At 58.0% G+C, this 14,923-nt stretch carries 11 protein-coding genes; 2 read left to right on the forward strand and 9 right to left on the reverse strand.

Translation table 11 applies throughout. The features are described 5' to 3' along the window. Positions 1-22 precede the first annotated feature (22 nt). The 7 genes from DXD39_RS04685 to ileS form a co-directional block, all read right to left on the reverse strand. Positions 23-1,372 (reverse strand): replication-associated recombination protein A, encoded by a 1,350-nt coding sequence (locus DXD39_RS04685; protein WP_199572064.1) that lies wholly within the window; start codon positions 1,370-1,372, stop codon positions 23-25. Positions 1,373-1,432: 60 nt separating this feature from the next. Continuing rightward, positions 1,433-2,680, reverse strand: coding sequence for a deoxyguanosinetriphosphate triphosphohydrolase family protein (locus DXD39_RS04690; RefSeq protein WP_117803278.1), 1,248 nt, complete (start codon positions 2,678-2,680; stop codon positions 1,433-1,435). 31 nt (positions 2,681-2,711) lie between these two features. Next, positions 2,712-3,134 carry a prepilin peptidase gene (locus DXD39_RS04695; protein WP_117803279.1) on the reverse strand — a complete coding sequence of 141 codons (423 nt, stop codon included), beginning with the start codon at positions 3,132-3,134 and terminating at the stop codon, positions 2,712-2,714. Positions 3,135-3,215: 81 nt separating this feature from the next. Further along, positions 3,216-4,511: a glycosyltransferase family 2 protein gene (locus tag DXD39_RS04700; RefSeq protein WP_117803280.1), complete on the reverse strand. Its 1,296-nt coding sequence runs from the start codon at positions 4,509-4,511 to the stop codon at positions 3,216-3,218. Positions 4,512-4,593: 82 nt separating this feature from the next. Further along, positions 4,594-5,607: an RluA family pseudouridine synthase gene (locus DXD39_RS04705; RefSeq protein ID WP_117803281.1), complete on the reverse strand. Its 1,014-nt coding sequence runs from the start codon at positions 5,605-5,607 to the stop codon at positions 4,594-4,596. Then, a complete protein-coding gene (gene lspA / locus DXD39_RS04710; RefSeq protein WP_233541106.1) occupies positions 5,607-6,134 on the reverse strand; it encodes a signal peptidase II in 528 nt (175 codons plus the stop codon). The genes DXD39_RS04705 and lspA overlap by 1 nt, the downstream gene beginning before the upstream one ends. Before the next feature lie 292 nt (positions 6,135-6,426). Further along, positions 6,427-9,204 (reverse strand): isoleucine--tRNA ligase, encoded by a 2,778-nt coding sequence (ileS, locus tag DXD39_RS04715; protein ID WP_369832119.1) that lies wholly within the window; start codon positions 9,202-9,204, stop codon positions 6,427-6,429. A gap of 510 nt (positions 9,205-9,714) precedes the next feature. On the opposite strand from ileS, the gene DXD39_RS04720 reads away from it, so the two are divergent. Both DXD39_RS04720 and DXD39_RS04725 read left to right on the forward strand, forming a co-directional pair. Next, complete coding sequence (locus DXD39_RS04720) at positions 9,715-10,797, forward strand: iron-containing alcohol dehydrogenase family protein (RefSeq protein WP_117803283.1); 1,083 nt, start codon at positions 9,715-9,717, stop codon at positions 10,795-10,797. A gap of 515 nt (positions 10,798-11,312) precedes the next feature. After that, positions 11,313-11,915, forward strand: a complete 603-nt coding sequence (locus DXD39_RS04725; RefSeq protein ID WP_117803284.1) for a Type 1 glutamine amidotransferase-like domain-containing protein — start codon at positions 11,313-11,315, stop codon at positions 11,913-11,915. A gap of 551 nt (positions 11,916-12,466) precedes the next feature. Here the strand turns inward: DXD39_RS04725 and DXD39_RS04735 are convergent. Both DXD39_RS04735 and ftsH read right to left on the reverse strand, forming a co-directional pair. After that, the gene (locus DXD39_RS04735; protein WP_117800959.1) at positions 12,467-12,928 is read right to left on the reverse strand and encodes a DUF523 domain-containing protein; all 462 of its coding nucleotides are present in this window, start codon (positions 12,926-12,928) and stop codon (positions 12,467-12,469) included. Positions 12,929-13,009: 81 nt separating this feature from the next. Beyond that, complete coding sequence (ftsH, locus tag DXD39_RS04740) at positions 13,010-14,902, reverse strand: ATP-dependent zinc metalloprotease FtsH (protein WP_199572061.1); 1,893 nt, start codon at positions 14,900-14,902, stop codon at positions 13,010-13,012. Positions 14,903-14,923 lie beyond the last annotated feature (21 nt).

The raw sequence follows: 14,923 nt of genomic DNA on the forward strand, positions 1-14,923 counted from the left end.
CGTGGGACAAAATAATCAGCAGCTACTTCGGAGCATTCCCGCTACGGTCGCGCTCGCTTTGCTCTACGCGCCACTCTTCCCAGCCGCGGCCGGCAGGCTGCCAAAACGCACCGCGCTCCAGCCCCTCGGGCAAATAGCGCTGATCGACCCAGCCTTCGGGATAATCATGCGGATACTTGTACACACCGTACTCATCGCTGCCCGGGCGATGGCGATCGCGCAGGTAGCTGGGCACCTCGCGAAGACCACTGCTGTGGATATCGGCCAGCGCCGCATCGATCGAGGCCTCGCACGCATTAGACTTAGGCGCCAGGCACACATAGAGCGCAGCCTGTGCCAGGTTGATGCGACACTCGGGATAGCCAATGACCTCGGCAGATGTAAATGCGGCATGTGCCACCAGCAGCGCCTGTGGATCGGCATTGCCAACATCCTCGGAAGCCTGAATCATGATGCGTCGGGCGATAAACTTGGGATCCTCCCCCGCATCGATCATGCGCGCAAGCCAGTAGATCGTGGCATCGGGGTCGCTACCGCGCATAGACTTGATGAACGCGCTGATAATGTCATAGTGCATGTCGCCGTTTTTGTCATACGAAAAACCTCGGCGTGGATTGGCAATCTTAACGTCATCCACGGTGATGGGATAACGCTTCCCCGCCGCCGGCACTGGCGTTCCCTCGGTATCGGGACGCGTGACGGCAATCTCGCTCGCAAGCTCAAGGGTCGTCAGAGCCGAGCGCGCATCACCCGCGGCCAGCGTGCAAATGGTCTTGACGGTATCCTCATCGGCCGAGAACTTACCGTTTAAACCCTGCGGTGCCTCGAGCGCACGCTCAATGAGCGTGGCGATATCCTCGTCTTTCAAGTGCTCAAGCTCTACCACGCGCCCACGCGACAACAGCGCGGAGTTGACCTCGAAGTACGGATTCTCGGTCGTGGCGCCAATCATAATGACGGTACGGTTCTCAACGGCATGCAGCAGGGCATCCTGCTGTGACTTCGAAAAACGGTGGATCTCGTCGATGAACAAGATGGTACGGCGGTCATACGTATTCAGGCGCGTCTTTGCCTCGTCGATCACGCGACGCAGGTCCTTTACGGTGCCCGTCACGGCGCTGACCTCGACAAACTCGCTCTTGGTATGGTTAGCGATAATGTGAGCCAGCGTCGTCTTGCCCGTACCGGCCGGCCCGTACAGTATCACACTCGATAGCACGTCATGCTCGATTGCGGCACGCAACCACGAGCCCTTACCGACGGCCTTTTGCTGGCCCACATACTCGTCGAGCGAATTGGGGCGCATGCGCACCGCAAGCGGCGCATTCTGAAAGGAACGCTCACGCGTCGAAGCAGAAAAAAGGTCGTCCATAGCCATCCCGTACATCAATCAAAAATGTTTTCAACGAACAGTATACCGGAAAGATACGAACTACCGTTCGTTAATATAGGTACGATGCGGAAACTCCAGACCAGGGAATAGCTTGCTCGTCAGCTCGCAGAAATAGCCGTCCGTCATGCTCGCGATGTAATCCACCACCGCTTGATCCTTGTCCTCCTGCCAGGCATACGTACGATCGTAGTAGGAAAGCTGCTGCTCGATGCGCGAAATATGATGCTTAAAGATGTACGAGGACTCGTCGCCTTTATCAAGATCTTGCAGGCAGCGGTCGTAGAGCTTTTCGAATGCCTCGCGCAGCTCCGCCTCGGAATCGCCCTCGATACCGCCCTTGCTGTAGATCTTCTCGTAGTTCTCGCGCTTGGCTCGGCGGATCTCTTCAAACAAGTCCTCGCTCATCTCGATACGAGGCTTGCCGTAGCTATGCTCGACGATATCGATGGAAGCATGCGTGAGGATCCAGCTGTTGTAGGCGCCGCCCCGACCATCGTCAAAAGCGTCGGGGTCGAGCAGGCCCGCCGCAATGGCGTCCTGACGATCGCGACCGACGTAGGCGAGGATATCCGAGATACGCACCACGCAGCCCTCAAGCGTCATGGGGCGCAGGTGCTCAACCGCACTATAGCCCGTGGCGATACAGTCCTCAACCGTCCGGTCGAACTGGCCAAAGGATACCATGTGTGACAGCTCAAACACGCGCTGCTCGTACTCGCCGTTATGGCACAACACGCCATCGAGCGTCTGGAGCGACACGTTGCGGCCATACAGCGCATCGAGCACGCGTACCGACTGCACGTTATGGAAAAAGAAGCGGCCGGTACGCTCGTGATAGATATCGTTGAGAAAGCGCTCACCGGCATGGCCGAAAGGCGTGTGTCCCAAGTCATGGCCCAGGCCAATCGCCTCGATCAGATCGCAGTTGAGACCTAGGGCGCGACCGATATCGCGAGCGATGCGCGAGACAAGCTGCACATGCAGACCGCGGCGCGACAGGTCATCGTTGCTGCGGAAGCTAAAGACCTGCGTTTTGCCTGCATAACGCGTGTACGCCGGAAGATGAAGAATCTTTTCGGTATCGCGCATAAACGCCGGACGCATAAGCGTGCCTTTGTCGACAGCGCGATCAATACGACGAATGACCTGATCATCGTTGCAGCGATAGGGGTTGACATAGCCCGAAGCACGATCGGCAGAAATGCGCTCGACAAGTTCGGGCGACAACGCCGAGGGAATACGGTCCATGCGCGCCTTAATGACGGCCGTTTCTTGATTAGTTGCCATGGCATGCTCCTTAAGAAGGATGCGCAATCGGTTACAATGTGCAGCCCACGACCTCGATTATGGCAAAAATCGGCACCAAAAACGGGAGCAATGGCAGGGAGCGCGATTTTGTGAAGAGGCAGGAGAGGGCAAGGACCAGGAGCGCGACGGCAAATGCCGCGATGCCGCCCATAGGGTTGAGCGTGCAAAGCGCGAAGAGCGCCTTGGCGTCCCCCATGCCGATACCTGGGGTGTGGCGAACACAACGCCAGAGTGACTCAGTAAGCACGAGGACAAGGTAGACAATAACCGCAAGACCGGCGTGGTCAAGCGCCGTGTTAACGCCCCTGTCGAGCCAAACGCCTGCAAACGCCGCCACCGCACACGCGGCCGCAAGCTCATTGGGAAACCGCCGCTCACGGAGATCAGTCACCGCACCGGCAAAGATGCATATCCAAAAAGGGATATAGACCATCGAGTACCTCCTCGAGCTGCATCGCAAAAGCAAAAACCACCACAAAGGTGCCTATCCCCTTTGTGGTGGTTTTGGTGGTGATTATTTGGCGCCTTGCATGACCTCGTCGAGGGTAACGTTGACGGCGTGTTGCGTCGGGACCCAATCGACCTTGAGGAACAGTGCAGCCACCGTGATGGGGATATAGCTGAACATAAAGATCGGGAAGGTAAACAGGTTGGTCACCAGACGCCACTTTTGCGCGCAATGAATGTGCTTGTACTCGAAGACGGTCGTAAGGAGCGCCATGGTAAAGAACGTCTGATACATCATGGCAAAAGTCATAATGAGCGAAGCGGCACACGCCTGCATCTCGACCTCGGTGGCCAAGAAGCCGTGCGAAAGACCACCTACAATGAGGAAGGTCGCATTGGCGAGCATCGAGATGAGCGATAGCAGCATACCCGGGGCGATCGTCATGAACATGTCGTAGGCGGCAAAACGATGATAGCGGAAAGTCGATTTGACCAGGTGCTTACCGTAGGTAAAGAACACCTGGTAGAAGCCCTTAGTCCAACGCATGCGCTGCTTCCAAGAAGCCTTGAACGTCACGGGCTGTTCGTCAAAAAACTCCGCCGGTGCATAACCGATGCGAATACCGTGAATGGCGCAGAACGTGGTGAACTGAATGTCCTCAGTCAGCGTGTGGAACTGCCAGCCGTGCATACCCTCGATCACGCTGGCAGAAATGAGGTAGCCCGAACCCGAGACAGCGCAGGACGTCTTGCAAATATTACGCGCGTTGTTGAGGAAACGGGCCTCGCGCAGATACCACGTGGCGTTGGCCGAAGAGATCCACGAACTACCGAAGTTCTTAGAGTTGCGGTAGCTGGTGACCACATGAAAACCCTGGTCAAAAGCGTCGTTCATCTTGGAAACGTAATCACGGGAAATGACGTTATCGGCATCGAAAATAAAATAGCCCTCAAAGGTGTCGGGATACTCGTTGAGAATGCGATCGAAGCCAAAGTCCATGACCCAGCTCTTGCCCTTACGAGCAAGGTCATTGCGCTCATAGACAATGGCGCCGGCCTCGCGCGCAAGCTCCGCCGTGTTGTCGGTGCAGGCATCGGCGACCACGAAGACCTCGATAAGCTCGGACGGATAATCCTGATCCTTGATGGAGCGCACGAGGTTGGCAATTACGGCCTCCTCGTTATGCGCCGCGATAAAGAAGGCGTAGCGGTGGCGTTTTTTGGCCTTGGGAGGCGCGACCTCGCCACGAAAGGCACCGATGATAAAGAAGACCACCTGGTACAAAAAGCAGACCGTGAACAGCGTAAAGACAATCTGGTTGAAGATCACGATGGGTGTGTTGATTTGTAAAAAGGCGAGCATGCAGGCTCCCGGGAACGCGTAACGTAGACAACCGTATATCTTACCGCAGGCTTACCGAGTTCAAGAAACAACCTAATACTGGCTAGGCTTCGAGCAGACCGAGCTGCGGGACGATTTCGGCGCCAGCGGCAGTGCGACCGAACGAACGCGGGGCCAGATCATCCAAAACCGCCGCAAGATCCCACGGTAGCTCGTCACGGCACTCAATGCGTTCCCCCGTCACGGGATGATCGAACGCCACGCGCCATGAATGCAGGAACTGCCTGGTCAGACCCTGATCGGCACGTACATCGCACTTGCCGTAGAGCGGGTCGCCCACACAGGCGTGGTTGATATGGCGCATGTGTACGCGAATCTGATGCGTGCGGCCGGTAAACAGGTGACACTCGACGAGCGTATAGCCGTCGTCGAAACGCGTGGTATCAAAGCGCTCAAGGACCTTAAAGGTCGTGATGGCCTGGCGTGCAAAAGGATCATCGGAAACCGCCATCTTCACGCGGTCGCGCGTCGATCGGGCAATTCCAGTGTTGATGGTACCCTCGTCCATGGCGATGTACCCGTGGACGAGGGTAATATAGCGACGGTCGAGCGTGCGCGTGCGTATAAGATTTTGAAGCGCTCGCTGGGTATCGTCGTCTTTTGCCGCGAGCATAAGGCCCGAGGTATCGCGATCCAAACGATGCACGATACCGGGGCGGTCCTCGCCCTGCACGGTACCAAGATGCTCGATGCCGCAGTGGTAGACCAAGGCGTTCGCCAGGGTGCCGCTCTCGTGGCCATGGGCTGGATGGCACACCAGGCCGCGCTGCTTAGAGAGCACGATGAGATAGTCGTCCTCATAGCGAATATCGAGAGGAATGGCCTCGGGAATCACATCGGCCGGGTCGTGCGGCTCGGGCAGGTCGACCGAGATGCGGTCGCCGGAGCGCACGGCATACTTTTTGGAAAGGCAGGTCTCGCCGTTGACGACGACGGCGCCGCCCTCAATCAGATGCGCGCAGGCAGAACGTGTGGGACAGCCGTCGTTGGCACCCAGATAGGCGTCGAGACGCTGACCGACAGCGTCGTCGGCAACAAGAATATGGATGTCGGCCATTAGCGCTCATTCCTTTCGCGAATCTTGCGGGCACGCTCCCCACGCTGCTTGGCCTTACGTTTGGCCCGGGCCTCGTCACGGGCGTTGAGCTCGGCGGTCGCATCGACCTCACGAGCGGCAGGGCTCAAGAACATGTAGCCGATGAGCGCCAGCACGACACCGACCGTAATACCGATATCGGCAACGTTAAAGACAGGGAAATCAATGAAGGTGGTGGCAATAAAATCGGTCACGAACCCAAAGGCGAGACGGTCGATTGCATTGCCGATAGCGCCGCCCGCAACCATAGCCATGCCAACAACTTCTAGGCGAGCGAGCTGAGGCGCACGAACCAGGTACACTGCGATAGCAATGATGACGACAAGTGCCAGCACAGCAAATGCTACGCCATGACCCTCGCCCATACTAAAGGCAGCTCCGATATTGCGGACAAACAGAAAGTCAATCACACCAGGAATAACGGTCATATGCAGAGCATCGCCCACGACACGAACCGCAAGCTTAGTCAGCTGGTCAACAAGCAGCACAACGAACGCCACCCCACCAGCAACACCCAACCGCCAACGCAAAGGCGGCGTCATATCCGCACCACGACCCAAAGAAATCCCCTACCCTCAAATAATCAAATTCCGTTTAACGCAAATTACCATCTTATATTGCCACACGTTGAGCGCACGACACATTCGCTAACGTCAGAGAAATAACCAGCATAAAAGAAAGCGGCATTCCGGATAACGGAATGTCGCTTTTCTTCAGCGGAGCAAATGGGCCGAAGGCGCCTAAATTCTCCCTATAACTAAAATGCCGAGTTACCGTGCCTTAAAGGGCATTCGCGCAGCGCTTGCAAATGTGAGCGTGACCGTTGTACTCACCGACGGTGGTGCGGTAGTTCCAGCAACGGTCGCAGCACTCACCCTCGGCGGCCTCGATGGCAACGGAGAGCTCCTCACCCTGGGTCAGCTCAACATCGGAGACGATGTAGAACTCGGCCAGGTCGACCGCCTTGTCGCCGGTCAGCAGCGCGTACATCTCGGCGGGAACGACCGCTTTGACGCGGACCTGCTGGCTCTTAGTGAAGGTGCCGGCGGAGCGGGCATCCTCAAGGGCCTTGGTCACGGCGCTACGGAGCTCGAGTGATGCCTCGAGCACGCCCTCGAACCCATTGGCCTCGTCGACCGTGATGGGCGACTTGTACCAATCGAGCAGCGCGGCGTACTTCTGGTGATCGACGCAGCCGGCAGGCGCATAGGCCATGGCCTCGTCGACCGTGTAGGACAGGATCGGCTGCAGGTCGCGCATGAGCATCGAGAAGAGCTCGGCGAGCACGGTTTGGGCGCTGCGGCGCTCGAGCGAGCCGGGCTTGTCGCAGTACAGACGGTCCTTCAGGGCGTCGAGGTACACGTTGGAGAGCTCGGTAACCACGAAGTCGTAGAGCGCACGGTAAGCGCGCGGGAACTCGTAGCTGGCGTAGGCGTCGTCAACCTCGGCCTGGACCTGGGTCAGGCGGGCAACCATGAGCTTGTCGAGCGGCAGCAGGTCGGCAAAGGCGACGCCGTCGGTCTCGGGCTCAAACTGACCCTCGAGCTCGGAGAGCAGAAAACGCAGCGTGTTGCGGAAACGACGGTAGGCATCGGACGTACGAGCGAGAATCTCGTGGTCAATGGAGACGTCGGAGCTGGTGTCGACGGAGGCAACCCACAGACGGATGATGTCGGCGCCCATCTCGTCGCAGACCTTGTTGGGGTCGATGACGTTGCCGAGCGACTTGGACATCTTACGGCCCTGGCCGTCGAGGGTGAAGCCCTGCGAGACGACCGCCTTGTACGGAGCGTGGCCGTTGGCGCCCACCGAGGTGAGCAGCGAGCTCTGGAACCAACCGCGGTGCTGGTCGGAGCCCTCAAGGTACACATCCGCCGGATACTCCAGTTCGGGACGGTACTCGCAGACGGCCTTCCAGGAGACGCCGGAATCCCACCACACGTCGAGGATGTCCTTATCGGCCTTGAGGTGATGGCCGCCGCACTTGGGGCAGACGCAGGCCTCGCCCAGGTAGCTCTCGGGAGCATCGGTAAACCAGGCGTCGGAGCCCTTCTCGTGGAAGAGCTTGATGACGGCGTCGAGTGTGACGTCGTTCATGACCTTCTCGCCGCAGTCGGCGCAGGTGTAGCTGGGGATCGGCACACCCCAGTTACGCTGACGGCTGATGCACCAGTCGGGACGCTGCTCGACCATGGCGTCAATACGGTTGGCGGCATGGGCCGGATACCACGTGACGTTCTCGCGGACCTCCTTGCCAGCCTGCTCGCGCAGACCGGTCTTGTCCATCGAGACAAACCACTGGTCGGTAGCACGGAAGAGCACCGGGTGCTTGCAGCGCCAGCAGTGCGGATAGCTGTGCGTGATCTTCTTCTCGAGGACCAGGGTGCCGTGCTCGCGCAGGAACTCGATGATGTGCGGGTTGGCCTCATCGGTGTCCATACCGCTGAAGGGACCACCGGTGCCAAACTCCTCGCCGGTGTAGAACTTGCCGTCGTCATCGACCGGCATGCAGATGTCGGTGATGCCCTCCTTGAGGCAGGCGAAGTAGTCATCGACGCCGTGGCCGGGCGAGTTGTGGACGATACCGGTACCGTCATCGACACCGACGTAATCGGCCAGCAGCGCCACGCCCTCGACACCATCAAAGATCGGCTGCTTGTAGTGGATGTGGTGGAAGGTCTCGGCGGGAACCACATAGGGCTTGCCGTCGACCATCACCGGGGTGTACTCCCAGCCAAACTCCTCGCAGCACTTGGGAGCCAGGTCCTCGAGCATGACCTCGGCGCGGCCGTCGTGCTCAACGGCAACGTAGGCGGCGCCGGGCTTGAGGGAAACGGCCTGGTCGGAAGGGATGGTCCACGGGGTGGTCGTCCAGATGATGAAGTCGACCGGGCCGTCGAAGTCCTCGAGGCCGGCGGGCTTGGAGGTCATCTCAAAGCGCACGAAGATGGACGGGCTCGTCTCGTCGGAGTACTCGATCTCGGCCTCGGCCAGCGCGGTGTGGCAGTGCTTGCACCAGTGAACCGGCTTGTGGCCGCGATAGATCATGCCCTTATCGAACATGGCCTTAAAGACCTCGATATCAGCGGCGTCATGCTGGTGATAGAGCGTCAGATACGGGTTGTCCCAATCACCGAGCACGCCCAGGCGACGGAAACCGGCCTTCTGGAGCTCGATGTTCTCGACAGCGAACTTATTGCAAAGCTCGCGGATCTTGGCCGTGGAGGTCTGGTTGAACTTCTCGGTGCCGAGCTTCTCCTCGACCTTGTGCTCAATCGGCTGACCGTGGCAGTCCCAACCGGGGACAAAGGGGACCTCATAGCCCTGCATCATCCAGTAACGGTTGATCATGTCCTTGGAGATCTTATTCATGGCGTGGCCGATGTGGATCGGGCCGTTGGCGTACGGAGGGCCGTCGTGCAGCACGAACTTCTTGTGACCCTCGTTCTTCTTCAGAACCTGCTCGTAGACCTTGTTGTCCTGCCAGTCCTTGAGTCGCTTGGGCTCGGACTTGGAAAGACCGGCACGCATGGGAAATCCGGTTTTAGGCAGATTCATCGTCTGCTTGTACTCGTTTGCCACGGTACCCCTTTCATGTCATGGGCGCGCACGCCCTCTGGGCACCAAAAAAGCGCCCGTCCCTACAAGCTGGGACGAAGCGCCACAAAACGGGCTGTGCGCCCGCAAAAGCTCTTCGCTTAACCACCCAGCTTAGATGCCCTCGCCCGCGTATTTGCGCGCTCGCATCCGTTACTCGGCTGGTCTGTATCGACGACCATCTCGGCGATGTCTACTAAGACGAACCTGCGCGGCACGTCCGTTGGGACCGCAGCTCCGGGGTGATTTTCATCGGTCGCATGCACGGGTTCTCAGCGCTCCCCGCTCTCTGTAGCATGCGGACGGCCGACTACTCGTCCCCATCAACGCTTATGCGCTGTATGGTAGCACGGTCAACGCCGGCGAAAAACCCTCAACATCGGTTTCATACTTTAGAAACTTCTCGCGGTCGCAAGCACTCACTTGGAGCAAAATACCTGAAAGCACTTTATCGAACGAAAGAAGGCCGCTATGCGCACGCTTGGAATGAGCGACTACACCGTCGGCGAGGACTGCTTTGACGAGCTGCCCGCCGCACTGGCAGAGTACGGAGCGACCAAGGTCGCCATCATTGGCGGCAAGCGAGCCCTGGCTGCGGCGCTGCCGGGTATCGCGGCGGCGCTGGCAGGCACCGATGTCGAGATTCTGGAGACGCGCGTCTACGGCACCAACAGTACGCGCACCAATATCGCCAAGGTCGTGAACTCCCCCGCCTGCCAAGAGGCCGACGTGCTCATCGCATGCGGTGGCGGCAAGGCGCTCGACACCGTCAAAACGGCGGCCATCGAGCTCAAGAAGATCGTCTTTACGGTACCGACGATTTGCTCCAATTGCTCGGCCGCGACCGCCATTGCCGTTGTCTACAACGACGACGGCTCGCTCGAGGGCTATTCGTACCCCAACCGCCCCGCGCACATTTTCATCAACCCCAAGATCATCGCCGAGGCACCGGCGGAATACTTCTGGGCCGGCGTGGGCGATGCCTTGTCCAAGCAGCCCGAGGTCGAGTACGCCACGAGCGCCGGTAACCTGGAGCACACCGCCGGGCTTGGCCTGGCGCTCGCACACACCTGCTCCGAGCCGCTGTTTACCTATGGCGTGCGGGGTCTTGAGGACGTCCGCCAGGACCTATCCTCCGAGGCCGTCAAGCAAATCGCGCTCGATATCGTGGTCAACACAGGCTATGTCTCCAACCTGACCAACCAAAACGATTACTACTACAACTCGAGCGTGGCGCATGCGTTCTACAACGCCACGTGCAGCACTCCGCGCGAGGGCACCTACCTGCACGGCGAGGTCGTGAGCCTGGGTGTGCTCGTGCTTTTTGCCTACACGGGCGACACCGAGAACCTTGAGCGCTACGCCGCCTTTAACAAGCAGATGGGGCTGCCCGTAACGCTTGAGCAGGTCGGGCTTTCCGTGGCCGATATCCCCGCCCTGTGTGAATACGCGCACGCCACCAACGAATGGAAGCAGGGAAACCCCGAGCCCTTCACCGACGAAAAGTTCGCCGCCGCCATCAAGGCCGCCAACGCCTACGGCCACACGCTCTAGGCCCAGCCCAAAACCACCACAAAGGGGACAGGCACCTTTTGTGGTGGTTTTTTATTGCTCCACCATTCAGTTCGTACTCGAACCCGGTTCTTTACGAGAAAGGGTTCGGATACGTTTTTTGTTTATCGGAAATTCTACGGAAGGACTACTCGGAACGGTAAACAGGAACGAACAAAGGCAGGGTATCATCGTGGTGATGGTATCCTGCCTTTTGTTTTGCGGGATCAAGGTCGCTTTGTGCGAACTTGATCGCCACTTATATGGCGCATTGATGGCAATTGCTTCGTACGTACATACCGGGAGCCTGTACACCCCTGGCAAGGCGTAACACACTAGACTTTGTTCCAAAGTCCGTGTGCTAAGAGGGCAGGCCCCTTAGAATTCCTGTGGAGTGTGTACGCACGTACGCTGGAAAACGGCAAAATTTCGCTATATCAGGGCGTTCTTCCATTGGAGAGTATGGTATACACGGCTTAGTTCAACAAATTAGAATTTATATATAAAGGAGAATAGTGATGAAACTGTTTTTATGTTCTCACTTTTCAAGTGTAGGAAGTCTGATAAAGGAAGAAATTGAAAATAAAAAAGTCGCATTTATTCCAACAGCTTCGCTGCGTGAAGGCTACACCGGTTATGTCGGCTCGGCTCGAAAATTATTCAAAAAGTTGGGAGCAATCGTAACTGAAATTGATATTTCAACGGAGGCTTATTCAACGATACAGTCTCTTTTTGAAGATGCGGATGTGATCTATTTTACCGGCGGAAATTCTTTTTTCCTTATAGACCAGCTCCGTAAAACGGGAACGGATGAGCTGTTGAAGAAAGAATTGGCAAAGGGAAAACTGATGATTGGTGAATCGGCAGGTGCGATTGTATGCGCTCCAAGCATCCAATATATCGAGCAAATGGATGAAATGCCGGAGGACTACTCACAAGAAGATGATTCAGGGCTTTATTTGATTGATTTCTATGTTCTTCCGCATTATCTCACAGCACCATTTAAGAAAGTTACCGAGAAAATAATGGCTGAGTTTTCGGATTTGAATCTATGCCCAATTAACAACCGTCAGGGAATTGTAATTGATGGTGAAGGTTCAAAGGTAATTTGCAAAGACTAATTTGAAAATTCCAGTTAGCTGTACTCGTTCCTAGCAGGGTTTGGGGCAGGCACGCCCCAACAAGAAGCTGTCCCAAAGGGGCAAGAATGGGGACTGCGGATGATTTCATGGACCGTCACGCGGCCCTTCCCAGCGCGGAGCGGAACTCAGCCGGCGTGCGGCCACCGAGCGCATCGCTGCGCCTCTCCGTATTATATCGACCGATCCAGCCCCCGAGCTCCTCGATGAAGCGGGCGGGGGGTCCAGTCCGACCAGTCCCGGCCGTGCCAGAACTCCTTCTTGAGCAGGCCGAAGAAGCCCTCCATCGCCGCGTTGTCCGGGCTGCAGCCCTTTGCGGACTGGATTGGCTACACTGATGTGGACAGTTCCGGGAGGGGCGCAAGAGACGGGAAGGCCGCGTGCGCGTTCCTGCGCGAGGGCCGCGGGGAGGGGCTGCCTGGGTACGGCGCCTGTCAACTCGGTCTACGTCTTTGATGACCGGGTCGTACTCAATATCAACTTCACGGATGATGCCAAAACGGTCACCCGTGAGGAAGTGCTGGGTTCGAGTGCTATGGACAATGCTCCAGCATGCTGGGATCGAACTCGCTAGCCGGAATCACACGGTACCCGTGACGCAGCAACAGATCGACGAAAACGCCGTTGCCCGCTGTAAGGGTGCCGCTGAATGTTCCGTCGTAGATGCGGCCCGCGCCGCACGAGGGACTACGGTCCTGCAAGATGCACGCAGCGATCTCGGACGGGCCGCCAAAGTGCTCGCACATATCGAGCGCGCGTTGGGCACCATGGCGAAACTCGCGATCAACCGACACGCCCTCGCGGGTGCGAACCTCACAGCCCACGATCTCGGACGGGTCGCGCGGCGTGGGCAGACCGCCAAAAACCTCGGGGCATACGAGGAGCACCTCGGTCCCCGTACGCTCGCAAGCCTCGACCAACGCGCGGTGGTAATTGTCGAGCCCGTTATACTTGCAGCTCTCGCCCATCAAACAGGCGCTTACCACGATCTTCATTTCCATCCCTCTCAAGCAAAACGCCCCATTTGAGAAAGCTGCTCAAATGGGGCGTCGGCGTTTACTGGCTCGGCCGCGGCTTTACTGCTGCTTTGGCATCAGTGGATTCTCGCGCGTGAGGAGATTCATGAACTCCTCGCCCGTGATCGTCTCCTTCTTGTACAGATAACGAGCCAGCTCATGGAGCTTAAACTTGTTCTCCTTGAGGATCTGCAGGGCGCGGTCGTGCGCATCCTCAATCAGCTTGGCGACGATCGCGTCGACGCGCTCGGCCGTACCGGGGGCACAGGTGAGCGACGTGTCCTGGTTGAGGTAGGCATTCTGAACGGTACCGAGCGCCATCATGCCAAACTCTTCGGACATACCAAAGCGCGTCACCATGTTGCGGGCGAGCTTGGTGGCCTGCTCGATATCGTTGGCGGCGCCGGTCGTCATCTCGCCAAAGATAAGCTCCTCGGCTGCACGGCCACCGCAATAGACAGCGAGCTTGTCCAGGACTTCCTGGCGCGTGGTCAGGAAGCGCTCATCCTCCTCGACCTGCATGGTGTAGCCCAGAGCACCGCTCGTACGCGGCACGATGGTGATCTTGGTAACCGGCGCAGAACCCTTCTGGCGGGCGGCAACGATGGCATGGCCGATCTCGTGATAGGACACGACCTGTTTCTCGTGGTCGGACAGAACCGTGGACTTACGCTGCTGGCCGGCGATGACGACCTCCACCGACTCCTCAAAGTCATCCTGAGTCGCGCGCTTGCGACCCTCGCGGACGGCACGCAGCGCGCCCTCGTTGATGATATTGGCCAGGTCGGCGCCCGAGGCACCGGGCGTGGCGCGGGCAATCGCGGTCAGGTCGATCGGCGGCTGCGTCTTCACGCTCTTGGCATGCAGCTCAAGAATGTTCTTACGTCCGGTCAGGTCGGGCAGCTCAACGGGGATGCGGCGGTCAAAACGACCGGGGCGCAACAGGGCGGGATCGAGGCTGTCGGGACGGTTGGTTGCGGCAAGCACAACGATACCCTTGTGGTTATCGAAGCCGTCCATCTCGGTCAGCAGCTGGTTGAGCGTCTGCTCGCGCTCGTCGTTGCCGCTAAAGCCACCGCCGTCACGCTTCTTACCGATGGTATCGATCTCATCGATAAAGACGATACACGGGGCCTTTTCCTTGGCCTGCTTAAACAGATCGCGCACCTTGGCAGCGCCACGGCCGACGAACATCTCGACGAACTCAGAACCAGAAATACTAAAGAACGGAACACCAGCTTCGCCGGCCACAGCCTTGGCAAGCAGGGTCTTACCAGTGCCCGGAGGGCCCACAAGAAGAGCGCCGCGCGGCAGCTTGGCGCCGATCTCCTCGTAGCGCTGCGGCTTCTCCAGAAAGTCGACGACCTCCTTGAGGGACTCCTTGGCCTCTTCCTGGCCGGCGACGTCCTTAAAGGTCACGCCCACGTCCTTGGAGGCGATCACGCGCGCGCCGGACTTACCCAATCCGCCGCCGCCAAAACCACCGCCGCCAAAGTTCATCGACGGGCCGTCATCGCCCATAGCCTTCTTCATGCGGCGGTTGAGCCACCAGCCAATCAGGAAGAAAATCGCCATGGGAAGAATGAGCGTAATCAGGTAGTAGGTCATCAGGCCCGAGCTCTTGTCGGGAACGACCGACTCCAGCGAAGCGCCAGACTCAAGCACGCGATCGGTAAAGCCCGCGTCATTCGGCACACCGGTCGTCTTGTAGGCGATGTTCTCGTCCTCGCCCTTTTTAGTGTAATAAATCGTGTAATCGTCAGTGTTGTACTCGACCTTGTCGACGCTCTTCTTATCAAGCGCTTTGACAAACGTCGAGTAATCGGTCTTCGTAATCTGCTGCGTGTGACCGATGTTGGGGAACAGAACGGTCGAGAGCACGAGGTAGACGACGAAGGCGATGAGCACGTAGAGAATCATATTCCGTCTACGTTTGTTGTCATCCATCTCCATCTGCTTGAACTCCATCTACTG

The organism is Collinsella sp. TM04-29 (assembly GCF_003466565.1).
GTDB lineage: Bacteria > Actinomycetota > Coriobacteriia > Coriobacteriales > Coriobacteriaceae > Collinsella.